This window comes from Streptomyces sp. NPDC023527, assembly GCF_055560115.1.
In genome coordinates, this window is record NZ_JBVHJJ010000018.1 from 112,503 (window position 1) to 134,043 (window position 21,541).

Here is a 21,541-nt window from a genome sequence, read left to right on the forward strand (position 1 = left end):
GAGGTACCACAGCAGATACGGTTCCGGCCGGGAACGTGCGCCGCTCCCGGCCGGAACCGTATCTGCGCCGTGTCGATCCGCCATATCAGCTCGGGCGCGGCTCCACCGCCGATGTCCGCAGGAAGCCGCCGAGCTCCCGCGGTGTCGGGTACAGAAACACATCCTGCGCCGACACCGGCCGCCCTGCCTTCCGGCTCAGCCGGCGTGCCGCCGTGGCCGCCAGTAGCGAATCGCCGCCGAGCAGGAAGAAGTTGTCGTCCGGCGCGCACGAGTCCCGGGCCAGCACGTCGGACAGGACCGAGGCGACCAGCGCGTCGAGGTCGTCCCCGCCGCCTGCGGCCACCGAGTCGGGGTGCGGCAGCGCCCGGCGGTCGATCTTGTCGCCGCGGTTGCGGGGCAGCCGCTCCATCCGCACGAACGCCACCGGCACCATGTGCGGCGGCAGGGCGTCAGCCAGCGTGCGTCGTAGCTCGGCGTCGACGACGGGCGCATCCGTCACCAGGTAGCCGACCAACTGGGCCCGCCCCGAGGGGGATCGGATGGCGGTGGCAGCAGCCTCCCGGATGCCGGGGCAGGCCAACATGGCCCGCTCCACCTCTGCCATCTCGACCCGCATGCCGTTGATCTTCACCTGCTCGTCGGCGCGTCCGCAGTGCTCGAGGAGCCCGTCCGCGCGGACGCGCACCAGGTCGCCGGTGCGGTAGATACGCGCGCCCGGCTCTGCCGCCTGCGGGTCGGGCAGGAACTTCTCCGCCGTCGCCCGCGCCGACAAGTACCCGAGGGCCAGCTGCCGCCCGCCGACGAGCAGTTCGCCCACCTCACCGGGGGCGACCGGTCGGTCGTGCGCGTCGACCACCCGCCAGGTCGCGCCTGGCCACACGCGTCCGATGGGCGGCAGTCCGGCCCGGTCGGCGGCACTGGCCGTCGCCGACGTGACGCGTTCCTCCCAGGGAATCATCGGCGAGGTGACGATGTTGACCTCATTCGCTCCGTACCAGTTGCCGATCTCGAACGGCAGGTCCGGCCTGCCCCACTCGCGCACCCGGTCGCTGCCGGTGAGCATCAGCCGCAGCTCGCAGGGCGGCCAGTCGAGCCGCGCCAGCGACTCGGCGAGCGGGGCGACGGCGAAGAACTGGGTGATTCGCTGCTCGCGGATCCAAGCCGCGAGCTCCTCCGGCGCGGTGACGGCCTCCTGAGGCGGCACCGACAGGTGGGCTCCGGCGGCGAGGCATGGCCAGATCTCCACGCTGACGGAGACGTTGGTGTGTGAGCGGAACAGCCAGGCGCCGCGCACATCGCGGCCGATCCTGTGCAGGCGCTGCTGCGTGGCGCTCGCGTAGGACCAGGTGCGGTGCGGTACCAGCACGAGCTTGGGCTCTCCGGTCGATCCGGACGTCTGCACCAGGCAGGCCAGGTCCTCCGGTCCCACATCAGGGAGGTTTGCCACGGGTGCACCGGTCGCCGCGGCGCCCGCCGTCGGCCTCCCGCCAGCGTCGAGGCGGTACACGGTCCCCGTGAACGGCGGCTCCGCGCCCTCCTCGTGCGTGATCCAGGCCACCGGCCGTGCCCTGTCGACGAAGCCCGTCAGCCACTGTTTCGGGCCTCCGACGTCCAGCATCAGCGAGGCGCCGCCGGCTCGCGCAACCGCCAGCAGCGCCACCACGAGCGCGGCGCTGCGCTGCATGTGTACTGCCACCGTGTCCCCGCTGCGCATGCCCTGCCGTACCAGGACGCCGGCCAGCTCGTCGGCGCGGTCGACCAGCTGGTGGTAGGTGAGGCTCGTCCACTCGTCGGTCACGGCCGGCGCATCCGGGGTCTCGACTGCCCGGTCGGCGATCGTTCGGTGCACGGGCGCGAACTCTGCGTCCATGGTCAGACGCTTGCGCACGCTGAGCGGCCGCACGTCGGTCCAGACCCGCTCGATGTGGTCGAGGCAGGCGTCCTTGCTGCCCCGGGCTCCCTCCGCCCGCCAGCCGCCGGGCAGGGGCTTGTCGCTGACCCAGATCGCGTACTGCTCCTCGTCGTTCAGCACCACCAGGTACTCGGGGGTGTCCTCACTCTCGGTCATCGCTGCCCTCCGTATCCGCTAGGGGTGCTTGCGCAGGCGTCGTGGCTGCACGGTACGGGCGCCGTGCCCGGCCGCCGACCGGGCGCGAAGTATGCGGGACAGAGACGGAAACAACCGCGAAAGATTCGTGGCGGCGTGGTCGGCGTCGCGCGGACCATCGGGGACAGGCCTGTACCGAGGAACTGCTCGCGGCTCCCACCAGCAAGGAGCTCATCCGTGACCGACGAGGGAAAGACCGACTTCGACGCCATCGTCATCGGCGCCGGATTCGGCGGCATCTGTGCGCTGCACAAACTCCGCAACGAACTGGGCCTGACCGTCCGCACCTTCGAGAAGGGCAGCGGCGTCGGCGGCACCTGGTACTGGAACCGCTATCCGGGCGCAATGTCGGATGTCGCCGGGCACATATACAAGTACTCCTTCGACAAGGAACTGCTCCAGGAATGGGACTGGAGCACACGCTACGCCTCGCAGTCCGAGAACCTGGCATACATGGAGACTGTGGTCGAGCGCCATGACCTGCTCCGGGATATCCAGTTCGACACGGTTGCCGAAGGAGCGGTGTATGACGAGCCCCGCGCTGTCTGGATGGTTACCACCAGTCGCGGCGAGCAGTTCACCGCACGCTATTTGGTGAGCGCTCTGGGTCCGCATTCGAGTCGGAACTTCCCGGACATCAAAGGGCTTGACCGCTTCGAGGGCACCCTTGTGCACACCGGTTCCTGGCCCGAGGATCTGTCGATCGAGGGTAAGCGGGTCGCTGTGATCGGCACGGGATCCACCGGCACCCAGTTCGCCTGCGCCGCCGCACGGACGGCCGCGCACCTGACGGTGTTCCAGCGCACACCACAGTATGTGGTCCCGTCGGGCGACCGTCCTTTCGGTGAGGAGGAGAAGGCCGCGGTACGCGCCGACTACGACGGGATCTGGGAGCAGATCCGCAGCTCCCGGGTCGGCTGCGGCTTCGAGGAGAGCGACATCCCGGCGATGAGCGTCTCGGCCGAAGAGCGCCGACGAGTGTTCCAGAAGGCATGGGAACTCGGCAACGGCTTCCACTTCATGTTCGGCACCTTCGGCGACATAGCCACTGACCCGGAGGCCAACGAGGCCGCGGCCGACTTCATCAGGTCGCAGATCCGGGCGATCGTCAAGGATCCGGAGACAGCACGGAAGCTGACGCCGACAGACCTGTTTGCGAAACGTCCCATCTGCAATGAGGGCTACTACGAGTCCTTCAACCGCGACAATGTCAGCCTGGTCAGCCTGCGGGAGACCCCGATCGTGGAGGCCACGCCCAAGGGGGTGATGACCGGAGACGGCGTGGAGCATGCGCTCGACATCCTGGTCTTCGCCACTGGATTCGACGCGGTCGTCGGCAGCTACAAGCAGGTGGACATCCGCGGCCGTGGCGGCCTGAGCCTTGGGGAGTACTGGAAGGAAGGGGCCCGCAGCTATCTGGGGGTCTCCGTCTCGGGGTTCCCCAACCTGTTCATGGTTTTCGGCCCGAACAGCCCCTTCAGCAACCTTCTTCCGAGTATCGAGACCCAGGTGGAGTGGATCACAGAGCTGATCGGGACGGTGGAGGAGGTTGGTCTGACCTCCATCGAGGCCACTCGGGAGGCGGAGGACGCGTGGGTCTTCGCCTGCCAGGAGTCGGCTGATTCCACGCTGTTCCCGAAGGTCAAGTCCTGGGTCTCCGGCGCGAAAAGCCCAGGACGGAAGCGGACGGCGATGTTCTATTTCGAGGGCCTCGGACCGTTCCGCGAGAAGCTGCGCGAACTAGCGGCCGCAGGCCACGAGGGATATTCCTTCGAGGGTGCCGATGGCTGCGGAGATGACTCGCCTGGCCGGTTCTTGCCGACATCTTTCAGGCGGTTCGATGACACCAGAACACCTTCCTAGAGTGGGGATTACGAACGACGTGCGGCTTCCGCCGGCCATGACTGGGGAGTTGCGAACGGAACGACCGAACTGTGTTCCGCCGCGAGTCAGTGACGATCGAGAGTTGCTTCTTCGGGGAGTCTGCATGGGTTCTGGCGGTGTGTCTTCAGCACAGGAGGCAATGTGGCTGGAACAGAATCTTGTGCCTGAGGTGCCGAACAGCACCACGACCATTTGGGCTGTTCGGGGCGAGCTGGACCTGCGGGTTCTCGAGGACGCGTTGAAAATGGCCATGGGGGAGGCGAGCGCGCTCCTGGTGAACTTCCGGCGGGACGGCGACGAACTGCGGCTCGTCACCCGGGAGCCGGACGCGTGGGAGCCCTTCCGCGTTGACGTCAGCGATGCGGCCGACCCCGCGCACGCGGCTCGGGAATTCCTCACCGAGCAGGTCCGCCGCCCGTTCGACCTCGGTGCGGACGCATTGTTCCGGATCGGATCAGTCCGGCTTGCCGACGGACATCACCTCGTATGCCTGATCTTCCATCACATCCTGACCGACGCGTTCGGCGTGGTCACCCTGCTCTCCCAGCGCATCGCGGAGATCTACCGCGCCATGCGTGCCGGCTCCCCGGTGCCGGAGCGGCCGGGCACCCCACCCGGGATCGCCGGTGAGAGGGAGGCGGCATACAGGTCGTCCGAATGGTTCGCGGATGCGGAACAGTTCTGGCGGAGCTACGTCACGGCCGGCGGGACGGCTGCCCGACTGCCGACAGATATGGGCACGGAGGCCGCGAAGCGTGCGGACGACGTCGGATTCTGGGACGGCCTGACCGCACCGTTGGGCGTGGCCAGTTACACCGCCGGCGTGGCGGCGAGCGAGATCGCCAGGTGGCAGGCGACCGCCGACGCGGCTGGCACGAGCGTCGCGGACCTGATCACAGCTGCCGCGACCGCCTTCCTGCAACGCCTGTGCAACATGCCCAAGCCGATGCTGTCCTTCACCGTCAACTACCGCAGCGACAAGATCAGACAGGCGCTGGGCCTGTATTCCAACGCCTTGCCCCTGACGGTAGAGGTGCCGCCGTCGGCCGACTTCGTCGAGCTGGCGGGGTCGGTGCGCAGGGAGCGGCTGCGGGTTTTGGAGCACGCCGAATACAATGTCTCCTTGATCAAGCGCGCGGCCGGTCACGCGGGTGATGCCCGTAGCCCGTTCGGTCCCGTCATCAGCGTCGTCCCCTTCTTCAGGGAACTCGACCTCGCGGGCGCCGTCGGAAGGTTCGCCGGCGGGACGTTCGGCCTGCCCGACGAGGTCAGGATCGCCACCTACACGGACGGCGGCGCGGACAGCGACCTGTACGTCCGTTTCGACGCGCCCAGTGGGCTGTACACCCATGAGGATGTCGCCGGGCTCGCCGAAAGGTTCGTGGCCTTCGTCCGTGCGGCCCTCGCCGACCCCCGTGCGCGGGTCCGGGACATCAGCGCCGTAGGGGAGGAGGAACGTGCCACGCTCCTCGACCGCAGCGCCGGTCCCGTCGTCGAACTGGACGGCGTGACGGTGCCCGTTCTGCTCGAGAAGCAGGCAGCCGCCCATCCGGGGGCGGTCGCCGTCGTCCACGAGGATGCTGTTCTGACCTACGGGGAGCTGGCCGCGAGAGCCGACCGCCTCGCCCGCAGGCTCGTCGAATGCGGTGCGGGGCCGGAACGTTTCGCGGCTGTGTCCATCCCCCGTTCGATCGAACTGGTGGTCGCGGTGTGCGCGGTACTCAAGGCTGGTGCCGCCATCCTTCCCATCGCCCCGGACTGCCCGTCGGACCGCGCGGAGTCAATGCTGACCGAGGCACGGCCGGCGCTGCTCCTCACGGTCGCCGGGGCCGACGGACTGGCCATCACGCCGCTCGATGGGGCGCAGCCGCAGTGGGAAGCGAGCGTCATCGAGCGTACGACCGCGCCAAAGGACGCCGAGGCGGCGCCGGTCGCCGTGCCGGCCGGCGGCTGTTCCGGCGAGCACGCCGCGTACCTGCGCTACGGGTCGGGGCCGGCCCGGGAGGCGGCCGGCATCGTCGTAACCCACGCCGCGCTCGCGAACGGGCTGCTGTCGATGCAGGAGCGATACCGGTTGGACGAAACCGACCGGGTGCTGCACAAAGCCCCGGCATCCCTCGGCGCCTCCGTCTGGGAGATCTTCTGGCCCCTGATCGCCGGTGCCACGATCGTCATGTCGACGCACGACGTCCACCGAGACGCGGCCGCGCTCGCTGCGGCGGTCCGGCGGACCGGTGCCACCACCCTCCACATCGTTCCTTCCGTGCTCGCCGAGCTCGTACGGGATGAAACCGCCGCCACCGCCTGCAAGGGCCTGCGCCGCGTCATGTGCAGCGGGGAAGTGCTTCCAGTCGACCTGGCGGCACGGTTCCACGAGATCTGCGACGTTCCGCTCCACAACCTGTACGGGCCGACCGAGGCGGCGCTGGATGTCACTTCGTGGGCATACCGGCCCGGGGCGTCCTCCGTGCCGATCGGACGACCGATCCGAAACACCGGCGTTTACGTGCTGGACAGCCAGCTGAACATGACGCCGGCGGGAGTGGTCGGCGAGGTCTACATCGCCGGCGCGGGCGCTGCCCGCGGTTACCTGCACCGACCGGCCGCGACCGCGGACTACTTCGTTGCGTGCCCGTTCGGCCCCGCCGGGACGCGCATGTACCGCACGGGTGACCTGGCCCGCTGGAACTGCGACGGGGAACTCGAGTACGCAGGCCGCGCCGACCAGCGAGTGCAGATACGCGGCCTCTGGGCTGATCCCTTCGAGATCGAAGCCGGCCTCACCGCCCACGAGGGAGTGGCCCAAGCCGCCGTAGCCGCCCGGCTCAACGGCCCCGACCACTCCGCCCAGCTGATCGCCTACGTGGTACCCGCGAGTGCCGGGCGATTGGGCGCCGCCGGCGAGGACGTGGACTTCAGCGCCGGGCTGGACGTGGTCGAGCTGCGGCGCTTTGCCGCAGCAAGGCTGCCCGAACACCTCGTGCCGGCCACCTTCGTCGTGCTGGACAGCCTGCCGCTGACGGCGGACGGCAAGCGGGATCGCGCCGCACTGCCCGAGCCGCAGGTCACGCGGCGGCCCCACCGGGTGGCGCGGACCCCTGAGGAACGGATTCTGGCGGACTCCTTCGCCGAGGTGCTGGGCGCCGGCCGTATCGGTCTGGACGACGACTTCTTCGCCCTGGGCGGCGACAGCATCTCGGCGATGCGGGTGGTGGCGCTCGCCCGTGCCGAGGGCCTTGGGCTCACCGCGCGAACCGTCTTCGAATGCCGCACCGTCGCCGCGCTGGCGGCCGCAGCCACGCCAACCGACGCCCCGACCGCAGCCACTCCAGCCGACGGCGGCGCCGGTCCGATTCCGCTGCCGCCCATGGCGCGGCTGTTCGCTGAGCGTGGACCGGGCCTGGACCCGCCGACCCAGTGGCTGGTACTGGCCCTGCCGGCGGACATGAGCCTCGACCTGCTCACCGAGACGGTGCGGGCGGTCCTGGACCGGCACGACGTGCTGCGCTCCCGGCTGGCCGACGGCGAGCTGCTGATCCAGCCACCCGGATCCGTGGAGGTGGACCGCCTCATCCGACGGGTGCCGTGCCCCGAGGACCGAAGCGGGCCCTCGTGGCGGGCGCTACTGGAGGACGAAGCCGCCAAGGCGGTCGGTCAGATCAGCGCCTCGGCGGGGCAGATGATCCGCCTGGTCTGGTTCGAACCATCAGGCGGCGGCCCCGGCAGATTGCTCATCGCCGCCCACCACCTCGTCGTGGACGGCATGTCGTGGCGAGTGATCGTCCCGGACCTCGCCGAGGCCGCGGAGCAGATCCGATCCGGCCGCACGCCGGCGCTGTCGCCGGTGGGAACGCCGCTACGGGCATGGCTGGACCAGCTCGCCGACGAATCGGTACGGCCCGAGCGCGTGGCCGAGCTGGATCTCTGGCGCGGGATACTCGCACCGCCCGCGGACCCGCTGGGAGCCCGGCCCTTCGATCCGAAGGCCGACCTGACCAGGACGGCGCAGACGCTGCGAGTCGCGATTCCCGTGGATCTCAGCAGGGATCTGCTCACGTCGGTGCCGGTCGCCTTCCGCTGCGGCGTCGACGATGTGCTCCTCACCGCCTTTGTCCTCGCCCTGGCCGGCCGTCGGGGCGGCACGCACGCCGACGGGACAGTCGTGCGGCTGGAAGGGCACGGACGCCAGGAGGAACTCGTTCCGGGCATCGACCTGACGCGTACAGTCGGCTGGTTCACCACGCTCCACCCGGTCCGCTTCGATCTTTCCGGCATCGACGTCGCCGACGCGCTGGGCGGCGGATCGGCCGCTGCGGACGCGCTCAAGCGGATCAAGGAATCCCGGCGTGTCCTGCCCGATCAGGGCATCGGCTACACACTGCTGCGGTACTTCAACGAGGAGACCGCCGCGGTCCTCCGGAACTACCCGGCCGACGAGGTGGGCTTCAACTACCTCGGCCGGTTCTCCTTCGACCGTTCCTTGACGGACCGCGAGGTGCCGTGGAAACCCGCGCCGGAATTCGCCGAACTCGTCGCGGTACCGGACCCGGACATGCCGCTGATCTCCGCACTCGAACTCAACTCCCTCGTCGCCGGCACCGGGAACGGCGAACAGTTGCAGGCGCTGTTCACATTCGCCACCGGGGTACTGTCAACCGAAGAGGTTCGTCAGCTCGCCGACGCCTGGCAGACGGCACTGCGCGGCCTCCACGCACAGGCGACCACGGGCGCGAGCGGGCTGACTCCCTCCGACGTGCCGTTGGTGGACGTGCGTCAGCAGGACCTGGACGATTGGCAGAGCCGCTTCGGCCGCGTCGGCGACGTGTGGCCCCTGACACCTCTCCAGCACGGGCTGCTGTACCACAGCATGCTCGGCGGCAGCGCCTCCGCGTCCTACCAGACCCAGTTCGTGTTCCGGATCAGCGGGCCAGTGGCTGCGGAGCGTCTGCGCGCCGCGGCCCAGACTCTGCTGGACCGGCACCCCAACCTGCGGGTGGCCTTCGCGACGAAGTCCACCGGCGAACCGGTACAAGTGGTCGTGGAGGGTGTCGAGGTGCCCTTCCGGCACGTCGACCTCACCTGCCGACCGAGGGCCGAGGAACGACTGGACCGGATCCTGGCAAGGGAACGGGAGGACCGGTTCCGCCCGGACACCGCGCCGCTGCTCCGGTTCACCCTCGTCACTCTCACCCCGACGCGGGCCGAACTCGCGCTGACTGCGCATCACGTGCTGTTCGACGGCTGGTCGCTGCCGCTCATCGAGCAGGAGCTGATGCACCTGTACGCCGGTGGGGCCGACGACCTGGAACCGGTTGAGCACGGCTATCGCGAATTCCTTCGCTGGCACTCGCGGCAGAATGAGAGCCAGGCGATCGAGGCCTGGGCCAAAGAGCTGTCCGACCTGCCGCAGCCCACCCTCCTGGCCGCGGGGTTGACCCGCGCCGATGGGGGGCAGACGGCCACCGAGGTCGGTCAGGTCGACGTCAGGCTCACGCGCGAGGAAGCATCCCTCGTGGTCCGGCAGGCCGCGGCGTGCGGCATCACGCCCAATGTCCTGGTGCAGGGTGCGTGGGCGGTCGTGCTCGCTCAGCTCACCGGGAATTCCGACGTCGTCTTCGGCAGCTCGGTCACCGTACGCCCGCCTGAACTGACCGGCGTGCACACCGTCGTCGGCATGTTCACCAACACCGTTCCGGTGCGGGTGCGATGCGAGCCCGCCGACAGCCTCGAAAGCATGCTGCATGCGGTCCAGGACGCCCAGGCCAGGACGCTGGACCACTACCACGTCGGGCTCGGCGACATCCAGCGGGCGACCGGACTCAGCACGCTCTTCGACACGTTGGTGCTCTTCGAGTCGTTCCCCGTGGACCGGGCGGCGCTGTCCAAGGCCGGCGCGTCAGCGGAGCTGACGGTCACCGGGATCCGGCCCTACGCGCCCACGCACTACCCGCTGACCGTGCTCGCCGCGGCCGATCCGCTGCTGAGCCTGACCCTTCAATACCACCCCGACGCACTGGATCCGAGCACGGCGGAGGAGATCGCGGACCGTTTCGCCCGGGTACTGCGGCAGTTCGCGGCCGACCCGCGCATCCGTACCGCGGCGATCGCCGTCCTGTCCGAGGCCGAGCGGCGGCTGGTGGTCCACGACTGGAACGACACCGCGCTCGAGGTGCTGCCCGGGTGCGTGCACGAGCAGTTCGCCCAGCAGGCGGCGGCGACACCGGACGCGGTGGCCGTGGAGGCGGGGGAGCGGCGCCTGACGTACGCGGAGCTGAACGAGCGTGCCAACCGGATGGCGCACTGGCTGATCGCGGAGGGGATCGGCGCCGAGAGCCGGGTCGTTGTCCTGCTGCCCCGCTCGGCGGACCTGGTGGCCGCGCTGCTGGCGGTGGGGAAGGCCGGCGGCTGCTACGTGCCCGTGGACCCCGACTATCCCGCCGCGCGGGTGCGGTCCGTGATCGACGACTGCGCGGCCTCTCTGGTGCTGGACGAGGCCCTGCTGGACCGGACAGACCTGTCGCGCCACCCGGCGCACGACCCCGCGCTCGCCGCCGCCCCCGACCAGGCCGCCTACACCATCTACACCTCGGGCTCGACCGGCAGGCCCAAGGGCGTGGTCGTCGGCCACGGCGCCCTGGCCAACTTCCTGGCGAGCATGCAGCGAACCCTCCGCCTTTCGGCATCCGATCGCTTCGCCGCCGTCACCACGATCGCCTTCGATATAGCGGCGCTGGAGGTGTTCCTGCCGCTCACGACCGGGGCGCGCGTGGTGCTCGCCGACCGCGACCAGGTCGCCGACCCGCAGGCCATGCTCGACCTCATTTCTCAGGCCGGCGTCACCGTCATGCAGGCGACCCCGGCGCTGTGGCAGATGCTCGCGACGCACGACGTGCGCCGCCTGGCCGACATACGCGTCCTGACCGGCGGCGAAGCGCTGCCCCCGCCGCTCGCCGAGAGGCTCTGCGCCCACGCCGCGCAGGTGATCAACCAGTACGGGCCCACCGAGACGACCATCTGGTCGACCCTCGCGGACGTGACGGCCGGCAAGCCGTCGTCGATCGGGACGCCCATCGCCAACACCCAGGTCCTGATCCTGGACCCGGCCCTCCGACCCGTCCCGCCGGGCGTCGGCGGCGACCTGTGGATCGCAGGAGACGGCCTGGCCCGCGGATACCACCGGCAACCGGGCACGACCGCCACACGGTTCGCGGCCAACCCGTTCGGCCCGCCGGGCGCGCGGATGTACCGCACCGGAGACCTGGCCCGCTGGTCGCGAACAGGGGAGATCGAGTTCCTCGGCCGGGCGGACTTCCAGATCAAACTCCGGGGCTTTCGGATCGAGCCCGGCGACGTCGAGCACGCCCTGACCCGGCATCCGGCCGTCCGCGAGGCCGTCGTAACGGTGCGGGAGGACCAGCCCGGCGACAAGCGCCTCGTCGGATATGCCGTCGCCGCCGACGCAGCCGAAATACCGCCGACCAGGGAGTTGCAGCAATTCGTGCGGGAGCAGCTGCCCGACTACATGGTCCCGTCGGCGGTGGTCGCCCTCCCCGCCATCCCGTTGACGGCCAACGGGAAACTGGACCGCTCCCGACTGCCCCGGCCCGAGACGAGCAGCGCGAAGTACCGCGCGCCCCAGTCGCCCCGGGAGGTCGCGCTGTGCGGGCTCTTCGCTGAGATCCTCGGCGCGGAGCGGGTCGGCGTCGACGACGACTTCTTCGCCCTCGGCGGGCACTCGCTGCTGGCCACTCGGCTGGCGGCGCGGGTGCGGTCCGACATGGGCGTCGAGATACCGATCCGCACCATCTTTGCCGCACCGACCGTCGCCGAGCTCGCCCGGCGCTGGAGCGACCTGTCGACCTCAGTCCGGAAGCCTCTGCGCAGGATGACCGAAAGGTAGCAAGAGTGGCGCCCCTCTCGTACGCGCAACAGCGCATGTGGTTCATCAACCGGTTCGAGGGCCGGACCGCGACCTACAACATCCCGATTCTGATCCGGATGCGTGGGCAGATCGACCCGGACGGGCTGCGTGCCGCGTTCCTGGACGTCCTGACCCGCCACGAGATCCTGCGCACCGTCTACGACGAGCTGGACGGGCAGCCGCGGCAGCGAATCGTCGAGCCGGCCGAGCTGAGCCTGCCCTGGACCGACTGGGGCTGGGTGCCCCCGGACCAGGTCGACAGCATCGTCGCCGCCTCGGCCTGCGAGGGCTTCGACCTGTCAGCCGACCTGCCGATCCGGGCGTACCTGCTGCGCCCCGAGCCGGACTCGGCCCTGCTCGTGGTGGTGATCCACCACATTGCGGGCGACGGCGGCTCGCTCGGCCCGTTCACCCGGGACCTTTCGGCCGCCTACCGGGCCCGCGCGGCCGGGGCGGCGCCGGACTGGGACGAACTGCCGGTGCAGTACTCCGATTACGCGCTCTGGCAGCGTGAGCTGCTCGGCGACGAACCCGATCCCGACAGCATCTTCTCGACCCAGCTGCGCTACTGGCAGCAAGAGCTGGACGGGGTCTCCCGGCCGACCGCGCTGCCGGCCGACCGGCCGCGTCCCGCCCGTGCGAGCTATCGCGGCGACAACCACGGGTTCGAGATCTCCGAAGCGCTGCTCGAGAAGGCGGAGCGGCTCGCGCAGGCGCGCAACGTGACCGTGCCGATGGTGTTCCAGGCCGCGCTGGCCGCCCTGCTGCACCGGCTCGGCGGCGACCACGACATCACGCTCGGCTCGCCGATCGCGGGCCGTACCGACGAGGCGCTTGAGGACCTCGTGGGCTTCTTCGCCAACACCTGGGTGCTGCGGGTCCGGCTGGCCGCCGGCGGCTCGTTCTCGCAGGTCCTGGAGGAGGTTCGCAAGAAGGCTCTCGCCGCGTACGACCACCAGGACCTGCCCTTCGAGCGGCTGGTGGAGCTGCTGCGACCCGAGCGGTCCATCGCGCACCACCCCCTGTTCCAGGTCACCCTCGCCTGGCAGAACAGCGTCCGCCAGGAGCTCGACCTGCCCGGCATCGCGGCCTCGATGGAGCCGGTCTTCACCGGCACGGCGAAGTTCGACCTGTTCTTCAACCTGATGCCGCATCCCTCGCGCAAGTCGGTGACCGTCGACCTCGAATACGCCACCGACCTGTTCAGCCCGGCCGCCGTGGAAGCGATCGCGGCACGATACCTGCGCGTGCTGGAGCAGGTGGTCGAGAACCCCGGCGTCGGCGTCGCCGCCCTCGACGTGCCCCTGATGCCAGCCGCGCGGGACGAGCAGCCGGTCGGCTCCGGCGAGCGCGAGAAGATCCATTACGAATGGAACGACACCGACCGCGAGTTCCCCTGCCCGGGACCGATCCACCTACCGTTCGAGCGGCAGTCCGCCGCGCGGCCCGACGCCATCGCCGTGCGCTGGGCGGGCGGCACGATGACCTACCGGGAGCTGAACCGGCAGGCGAACCGGATCGCCTGGACCCTCAAGCGCCGCGGCGTGGGGCCGGAGACCGTGGTGGGTGTGGCCGTCCGGCGCGGCCCGCTCATGGTGGCGGCCGTCCTCGGCGTGCTCAAGGCCGGGGGAGCGTACCTGCCCATCGGCGCGTCGCTGCCGTCCGACCGGGTCGCCGGGATGCTGGCCGACGCGTCGTCGACGCTGGTGCTGACCACCCAGGACACCAACAAGTGGACGCCCCCGGCCGGCGTTGAGCTCCTCGACGTCGGCAGTGCCGGCATGGCCCTGTCCCTGGACGGTGAGATCAACCCCGAGCCCGTGGCGAGCGCCGACAACACGGCGTACATCATCTTCACCTCGGGCAGCACCGGAAAGCCCAAGGGCGTCACCGTGTCGCACCGGCCGGTGCACAACCTGCTGAACTGGTGCTGCCGGATGTTCGAGTTCGGTCCCGACGACGTGAGCCTATGCGTCACACAGCTGGACTTCGACCTGTCCGTGTTCGACATCTTCGGCCTGCTCGGGGCAGGCGGCGGCCTCTACATCGCCGACGCCATGCAGCAGCGCGACCCCGAGATGCTGCTCGACGTCCTGCTGTCGGAGCCGATCACGTTCTGGGACTCGGTACCGGGCACGCTGAACCAGTTGGTCCCGCTGCTGCCGCAGGCCGCAGGCCATCCGGGCGTGAAGGACCTGCGCCTGATCTACCTGTCCGGCGACTACATCCCGCTGTCCCTGCCGGACCAGGTCCGCGCGGCCTTCCCGCGCGCCGAGGTCGTCAGCCTCGGCGGCGCGACCGAGGCGACGGTCTGGTCGAACTTCTTCCGGGTCGGCGCGATCGACCCGCAGTGGCGCAGCATCCCCTACGGGCGGCCCATCGACAACGCGCGCTACTACGTGCTCGACGAGAGGCTTCAGCCGTGCCCGGTCGGCGTCGAGGGCGACCTCTACATCGGCGGGCCGGTCACCGCACTCGGGTACGTCAACCGCCCCGGCCTCACGGCCGAGCGATTCATCGCCGACCCGTTCGGCGGCGCCCCTGGCCGGCGCATCTACCGCACGGGCGACCGCGCGAGCTTCTTCCCGGACGGCAACATCTGCTTCCTCGGCCGCGCCGACGGCCAGGTGAAGGTGCGCGGGTTCCGCATCGAGCTCGGCGAGGTCGAGTACGCCCTGAGCCGCCACCCCGCGGTGCGCCAGGCCGTCGCGATCACCCGCAGGGACTCCTCCGGCGACCTGCGGCTAGTCTCGTACGTCCTGCCCGACCTCGACACGGTGGAGAGCGTGGTCGCCGCCGACGAACAGGTCCGGGAGTGGCAGGAGATCTACGACCAGGGCTACCTGGAGGTCACCGACCGGGACTTCGGCGACGACTTCAACCTGTGGGTGTCGAGCTACACCGGCGAGCCCATCCCGGTCGGACAGATGCGGGCCTGGCAGGACGCCGCGGTGGACCGAATCCTCGGTTTTACGCCACGGCGCGTGCTGGAACTGGGTGCCGGGACCGGCCTTCTGCTCGCGCGGATCGCGGGCAGCGTGGAGGCATACTGGGCGACCGACTTCTCGGAGCCGGTCATTGAACGGCTCGGCCGGCAGGTGGCCGAGGCGGGCTGGACCGAGCGGGTGCGGCTGCTGTGCCGACGCGCGGACGACCTGAGCGGGATATCGGAGATCTTCGACACCGTCGTACTCAACTCCGTTGTGCAGTACTTCCCGAACGAGCGCTACCTGGAGCAGGTGCTCGACGGCGCCTGGGAGACGCTCGAGCCAGGCGGTCGGCTCGTGCTGGGCGACATCCGCCGGGCCCGCTCGCTGCGCCCCTTCCAGGTGGCCGTCCAGCGGGCTAAGCACGGCAACGTCCCGCCGGCCCAGCTGCGCAGTGCCGTGGAACAGGCCCTGCTGCTGGAGAAGGAGCTGGTCGTCGACCCCGAGTGGTTCCACCGCTGGGCCGAGCGCGCGGGCGCGGCCGGCATCGACGTACGCCTGAAGGGCGGCGCCTTCCAGAACGAGCTGACCCGCCACCGGTACGAGGTCGTCATCCACAAGCCGGGCGGAACGGCCGCAGACCGGCCCCGCGCGGTGGACGCGGTCCCGCGCCTGGAGTGGGACGGCGACCTCGACGGTCTGGCCGGCCGCGTCCGCGACCTGGACGCGACGGCGATACGGATCACCGGCATCCCCAACGCGCGCGTCGCCCAGGAGGTGGCGGCGGCGCGTGAGCTGGGGCTGGAGGAGTCCGAGCCTCCGATGCCGGCGCCGCTGGACCCGCACGAGATGACGGCCTGGGCTGCGCGGCAGGGCTGGCAGGCCGCGCTGACCTGGTCGGGCAGCGCCGTCGACCGGTTCGAGGCTGTCCTGTTCACCGACGCCACGACCGAGCACCAGGCCCTGTCGGGCACCTACGTCCCAGTGGCGGGCGCCGGCACGTGGATCAACGACCCGGCCGCCGCCGCGGGAATCACCGCACTCCCGGCGATCCTGCGCGAGCACCTCACGAAGTCCCTGCCCGAGTACATGGTGCCGTCGGTGATCATGCCGATCGGCAGCGTGCCGCTGACCGCGAACGGCAAGCTCGACCGGGCGGCTCTGCCGGTGCCGGAGTACGCCGCCGCCAGGCGCGGCCGGGCCCCGTCCACGCCTGAGGAGGAGTCGCTGTGCGAGATCTTCGCCGGTGTCCTCGGGCTCGACTGTGTCGGCGTGGACGACAACTTCTTCACCATCGGCGGCCACTCGTTGCTGGCCACCCGCGTGGTGAGCCGCATCCGTGCCGCGCACGGTGTCGAGATACCCATCCGGACGATCTTCGAGGCGCCGACCGTCGGCGAACTGGTGGCCCATCTGACGGACCAGCGGACGGTCAGGCCGCCGTTGCGGCCGCAGCCGAGGCCCGAACGGCTCCCCGTCTCCTTCGCACAGCAACGGCTGTGGTTCATCCACCGGTTCGAAGGACCGTCGGCGACCTACATCATCCCGCTGTCCATGCGGCTGCGCGGAAAGCTGGATGCGAACGCGCTGCGCCAGGCGGTGCGCGACGTCGTGGTTCGGCACGAGTCGCTGCGCACCGTCTTCGACGAGGTGAACGGGACGCCCTACCAGCGGGTCCTCGACCCGGACGGGCTGGAGATCCCCTGGCAGGAGCACGAGGTCGCCGAAGCGGGCCTGCAGGACGCGCTGCGCACGGAGGCGCGCCGGCCGTTCGACCTGGCGCATGAGATACCGGTGCGCGCCGCGCTGTTCCACGTCAGCGAACACGACGCGGTGCTGCTCCTCCCGCTGCACCACATCGCGGCGGACGGCTGGTCGCTGGGCCCGCTGGCCGAGGACCTCACCGCGGCGTACACCGCCAGGTGCGACGGGCAGCGCCCGCAATGGGCCCCGCTGCCGGTCCAGTACGCCGACTACACGCTGTGGCAGCGCGACCTGCTCGGCGGCGACGAACCCCACAGCCTGTACGGGCGCCAGTTGAACTACTGGACGCAGCAGCTCGCCAAGCTGCCGGAGTCGCTGGAGTTACCGAAGGACCGGGCCCGGCCGGATGTCGCGTCGTTCGCCGGTGAAGTGTTGCCCGTGGAATTCGACGAGGCGCTGACTGAGAACATCCGGCAGCTGGCCCTCAGCACCGGGACCACTGTTTCGATGGTGCTCCAAGCGGGTCTCGCGGGGCTGCTCAGCAGGCTCGGCGCCGGGGACGACATCCCGATCGGGTCGCCGATCGCCGGGCGCACCGACGAAGCGCTCAACCGGCTGGTGGGCTTCTTCGTCAACACCTGGGTGGCTCGCGTCGACATCACCGGGAACCCCAGCCTGACCGAACTGGTGGACCGGGTGCGAGAGGTCAGCCTCGCCGCGTACGACCACCAGGACATCCCGTTCGAGCACCTGGTCGAGAAGCTGAACCCCGTGCGCTCAACCGCGCACCACCCGCTGTTCCAGGTGTGCCTGGCCCTGCAGAACAACCTGCAACCGGTCTTTGAACTGCCGGGATTGACCGTGTCCCACGAGCCGGTCGACATGGGCGTCTCCCGTTTCGACCTGTTCCTGAACCTCACCGAGCGAACCAGCACCGAGGGGACGAGCCGGATCGCCGGCGTCGCGGAGTACGCGACGGAGCTCTTCGACCAAGATACGGTCACCGGACTCGTGGACCGCTGGCGGTACATGCTGCGGCAGTGGGTCGATGCACCGGATACCCCGATCGGCGCGGTGGAGATCCTCACCCAGGACGACCTGGCAACCCTTGAGCAATGGACGGGCCGCAACCGCGGCACCGATCGCGCCACCGGGACGATCCCCGGGCGCTTCGCCGCCGTAGCTGCGAAGCAGCCGGATGCCGTCGCCCTCATGGCGGCCGACGGCGCCGAGAGTTGGACGTACGGCGAACTCGACCGGTGGGCCAACCGCATCGCCCATTACCTCCGTGAGCGCGGCGCCGGCCCCGGCCGCCGGGTGGCGCTGCGCATGGAGCGGTCCCCGATGATGGTCGCGGCGGTCCTGGGAACGCTGAAGGCGGGCGCCTGCTACATGCCGGTCGACCCCGCCTATCCGCGAGCACGGATCGATTTCATGCTCGCCGACGTCGATCCGGCCGTCGTGGTCGACGATCGGCTGGCCGAGGAAGACCTGGAGGGCTACCCGACGCTGCCGCCGGACGCCGACGGCCTCGATGAGGAGCACATCGCTTACGTGATGTACACCTCCGGCTCGACCGGGACGCCGAACGGTGTGGAGGTGAGCCATCGGAATGTGCTCGATGTCGCGCTCGATCCCTGCTGGGCAGGCGGCGCCCACCAACGGGTGCTAGTGCACACCCCGCAGACCTTCGACCCATCGGCGTACGAGCTGTGGGTGCCGCTGCTGCACGGCGGAGCGGCCGTGGTCGCGCCGCCCGGGAAGCTGGACGCGGCGCGGCTGGCCACGGTCATAGCCGAGCGGGGCGTGACTGGCCTGTGGCTCAGCTCCGGCCTGTTCGACGTGATCACGCAGCATCACCTCAAGTGCTTCGCCCAGGTGCGCGAGGTGTGGGCCAGCGGCGACGTACTGTCGCCGACCGCCGTGCGGCGGCTGCTGGACGGCGACGGCACGACCACCGTCGTGCACGGGTACGGTCCCACGGAGGCCACCGTCTTCGCGGCCCGGTACCGGATGTCCTCGCCGGCCGAATGTAAGGGACCGCTGCCGATCGGCGAACCCATGGAGGGCGGCCGCCTGTTCGTCCTCGACGGCCGGCTGCGGCAGGTGCCGCAGGGCGTGGTGGGCGAGCTCTACATAGGCGGCGACGGGGTGGCACGCGGGTACGCGAACCGTCCGCGTCTGACGAGCGAGCGATTCGTCGCCGATCCGTTCGGGCGGCCGGGTGACCGGATGTACCGCACCGGTGACCTGGTTCGCTGGAACCACCGTGGGCAACTCGAGTTCCTGGGCCGCGTCGACGACCAGTTGACCGTCCGGGGTCTCCGCGTCGAGCCGGGCGAGATCGAGGCGGCGCTGCAGAAGCGGGAGGGCGTGGCGCAAGCGGTCGTGGTCGCCCGGGAGGACCGGCATGGGGAGCGGCGCCTGGTGGCCTACGTTGTCCCGCAGGCACCGGAGGGCTCGGAAGCGGACGTGACCGAGCATGTCGAGAAGTGGCGCGCGATCTACGACTCGATGTACGGCGAGACCGTGACAGATGCCACCGGGATCGGCAACGACTTCACCGGATGGAACAGCTCTTACACACGCGAGGCCATTCCGCTGTCCGAGATGCGCCAGTGGCGTGAATCGACGGTGGAACGGGTGCGCGGCCTGCAGGCGCGCCGGGTGTTGGAGATCGGGGTCGGCTCGGGCCTCCTGCTCGGGCCGCTGGCACCGGAGGCCGAGGTGTACTGGGGCACCGACTTCTCGGAGCCGGTCATCGAGCGCCTCGGTACCCAGGTCGGCACGGATCCGGACCTGAAGGACAAGGTGTCGCTGCGGTGCCAGGCCGCCGACGTCGCCGACGGACTGCCGACGGAGTTCTTCGACACCGTCATCCTCAACTCCGTCGTGCAGTACTTCCCGGACGCCGGCTATCTCTCCCGCGTGCTGGACGTCGCCCTGGACCGGCTTGCGCCGGGCGGCCGGATCCTCATCGGCGACGTCCGGAACTACGGCACCCTGCGGGAGTTCCTGACGGCCGTCCACTGCGCGCAGCGCCCGGGCGACGGCCCGTCGGTCGTACGGACGGCCGTCGAACGTGCCGTGCTGAACGAGAAAGAACTGGTCATCGATCCGGGCTTCTTTACTCAGTGGGCACAGGCCCGCCGCGACGTCGTGGCCGTGGACGTTCAGCTGAAGCCGGGCCCGTACCACAACGAACTCACCCGGCACCGCTACGAAGTCGTCCTGCACAAGCAGCCGAGCCAGCCGCTGCACCTCGCGGACGTGCGTACGGTGACCTGGGACTCGGACGTACACGACCTGTCCAACCTGGAGACCGCACTGGCCGAGCACGGCGGCCGCCTCCGGCTGGTCCGGATCCCGAACGCCAGGCTGGCGAGCGAGGCAGACGAGTGCGGTGCCCCCACTGAAACGCAGGAGGCGCCCCTCGACCCGCACGAACTGGTGACCTGGGGCAAGGAGCGGGGCTATGCGGTCTACTGCACCTGGTCCGCCGAGGCGCCCGGCTGGTTCGAGGCAGTGATCATTCCTGAAGGCAGTGCGCACTGCTGCGACGGTGTGTACCGGCCGACGGAAACCGGGTCACGGCAGATGGTGAACGCGCCCGCGGTAGCCCGCCGAGTGTCGCAGCTGCCTTCGTGGCTGCGGGAGGAACTGGCAGCCGAGCTGCCGGACTACATGGTGCCGAACGACATCATGGCCCTCGAACGAATGCCGTTGACCACCAGCGGGAAGATCGACCGCGCCCAACTGCCCGAGACGGACCCTGCCGACGGGGATTACGGCGCGCCGCGCACCCCCCTGGAGGCGGAACTGGCCGCCCTGTTCGCCGAAGTACTGGGCATGGACCGGATTGGGATCGACGACGACTTCTTCGACTGCGGTGGCAGCTCCCTGCAGGTCATCCGGCTCATCTGGCGGATCCGCGCGGAGCTGGGCTTCGAGATCCCCGTCAGAACCGTGTTCCAGCACCCGACCGTGGGCGAGATCGCGGAACAGCTGTCGGCCGATCGCGAGGACGTCGAGTTCGACGACCCGTTCTCGGTGGTGCTGCCGATCCGGACCGACGGTGACAAGGCGCCGGTGTGGCTGGTGCCGCCGGGCGGCGGGCTGTCCTGGGCCTACCTCAGCTTCGCCCAGCACCTGGACCGCTCGCGGCCGGTCTACGGGCTGCAGGCTCGCGGGTTCGTCGGGGACCCGCGGGCGACCTCGATCGAGAGCATGGTGGACGACTGGGCCGACCAGATGCTGCGCGTCCAGCCGGAAGGTCCCTACAACCTCCTGGGCTGGTCCCTGGGAGGGCCGATCGCCCAGGCGGTGGCCGGCGAGCTGCAGCGCCGGGGACGCGAGGTGGATCTCCTGGGCGTACTCGATTCGGGCCCTTCGAGCTACTTCGCTGACTTCCAGACTCCCGACGCATCACTGGTGCGCAGGTACCTCGCGCATTACATGGGTCATCTGGCGGGAATGGCGGAGTTCGAATCGCTCGTTCAGACGGCCACTGCCCTTTTCATCGAGCACACGGAGCTGATGACCCGCTTCACTTCGCCGACGTTCCGCGGAGACATGGTCTTCTTCTGCGCCCTCATCGACCAGGCAACCCGCGAACGACGGCAGCTCGAGGTGGAACTGGACGTCCAATGGCGGGAGTTCACCGACGGCACTGTGAAGCGCTTCGAGATCGAATGTGCGCACAACGAGATGATGTGGCCCGAAAAAGCGGCTGAAATCGGCCGCATCCTCAACGAGATCATGAAAGAGGGGAAATGACCGTGAACCCGTTCGATGACGAAAACGGCGAGTCCTACGTGGTGGTCAACGACGAGGACCAGCACTCGCTGTGGCCCACGTTCGCCGACGTACCCGATGGCTGGCGCGTGGTGTTCGGGCCGGCAGGGCGAGCGGAGAGCCTCGCGTACGTGGACGAGAACTGGACCGACATGCGGCCCAGGAGCCTGCGCGAGGCGATGCAGTGAGGTGTGAGCCCGCAGG

General features: G+C 69.9%; 5 protein-coding genes. 4 read left to right on the forward strand and 1 reads right to left on the reverse strand.

Going from position 1 to position 21,541, the window contains the following annotated elements; all coding sequences use genetic code 11:
- Window positions 1-85: 85 nt before the first annotated feature.
- On the reverse strand, window positions 86-2,068 hold the full coding sequence (locus tag ACZ303_RS29800; RefSeq protein ID WP_467343587.1) for an AMP-binding protein: 1,983 nt from the start codon (window positions 2,066-2,068) through the stop codon (window positions 86-88).
- A gap of 216 nt (window positions 2,069-2,284) precedes the next feature.
- Here ACZ303_RS29800 and ACZ303_RS29805 point away from each other — a divergent pair, with 216 nt between their 5' ends.
- The 4 genes from ACZ303_RS29805 to ACZ303_RS29820 are packed head-to-tail and all read left to right on the forward strand — an operon-like array spanning window position 2,285 to window position 21,525.
- A complete protein-coding gene (locus ACZ303_RS29805; protein WP_467343588.1) occupies window positions 2,285-3,970 on the forward strand; it encodes a flavin-containing monooxygenase in 1,686 nt (561 codons plus the stop codon).
- Window positions 3,948-11,891, forward strand: a complete 7,944-nt coding sequence (locus ACZ303_RS29810) for an amino acid adenylation domain-containing protein (protein ID WP_467343589.1) — start codon at window positions 3,948-3,950, stop codon at window positions 11,889-11,891. The genes ACZ303_RS29805 and ACZ303_RS29810 overlap by 23 nt, the downstream gene beginning before the upstream one ends.
- A gap of 5 nt (window positions 11,892-11,896) precedes the next feature.
- Window positions 11,897-21,319 (forward strand): amino acid adenylation domain-containing protein, encoded by a 9,423-nt coding sequence (locus tag ACZ303_RS29815; protein ID WP_467343590.1) that lies wholly within the window; start codon window positions 11,897-11,899, stop codon window positions 21,317-21,319.
- Window positions 21,316-21,525, forward strand: coding sequence for an MbtH family protein (locus ACZ303_RS29820; protein ID WP_467343591.1), 210 nt, complete (start codon window positions 21,316-21,318; stop codon window positions 21,523-21,525). The genes ACZ303_RS29815 and ACZ303_RS29820 overlap by 4 nt, the downstream gene beginning before the upstream one ends.
- Window positions 21,526-21,541 lie beyond the last annotated feature (16 nt).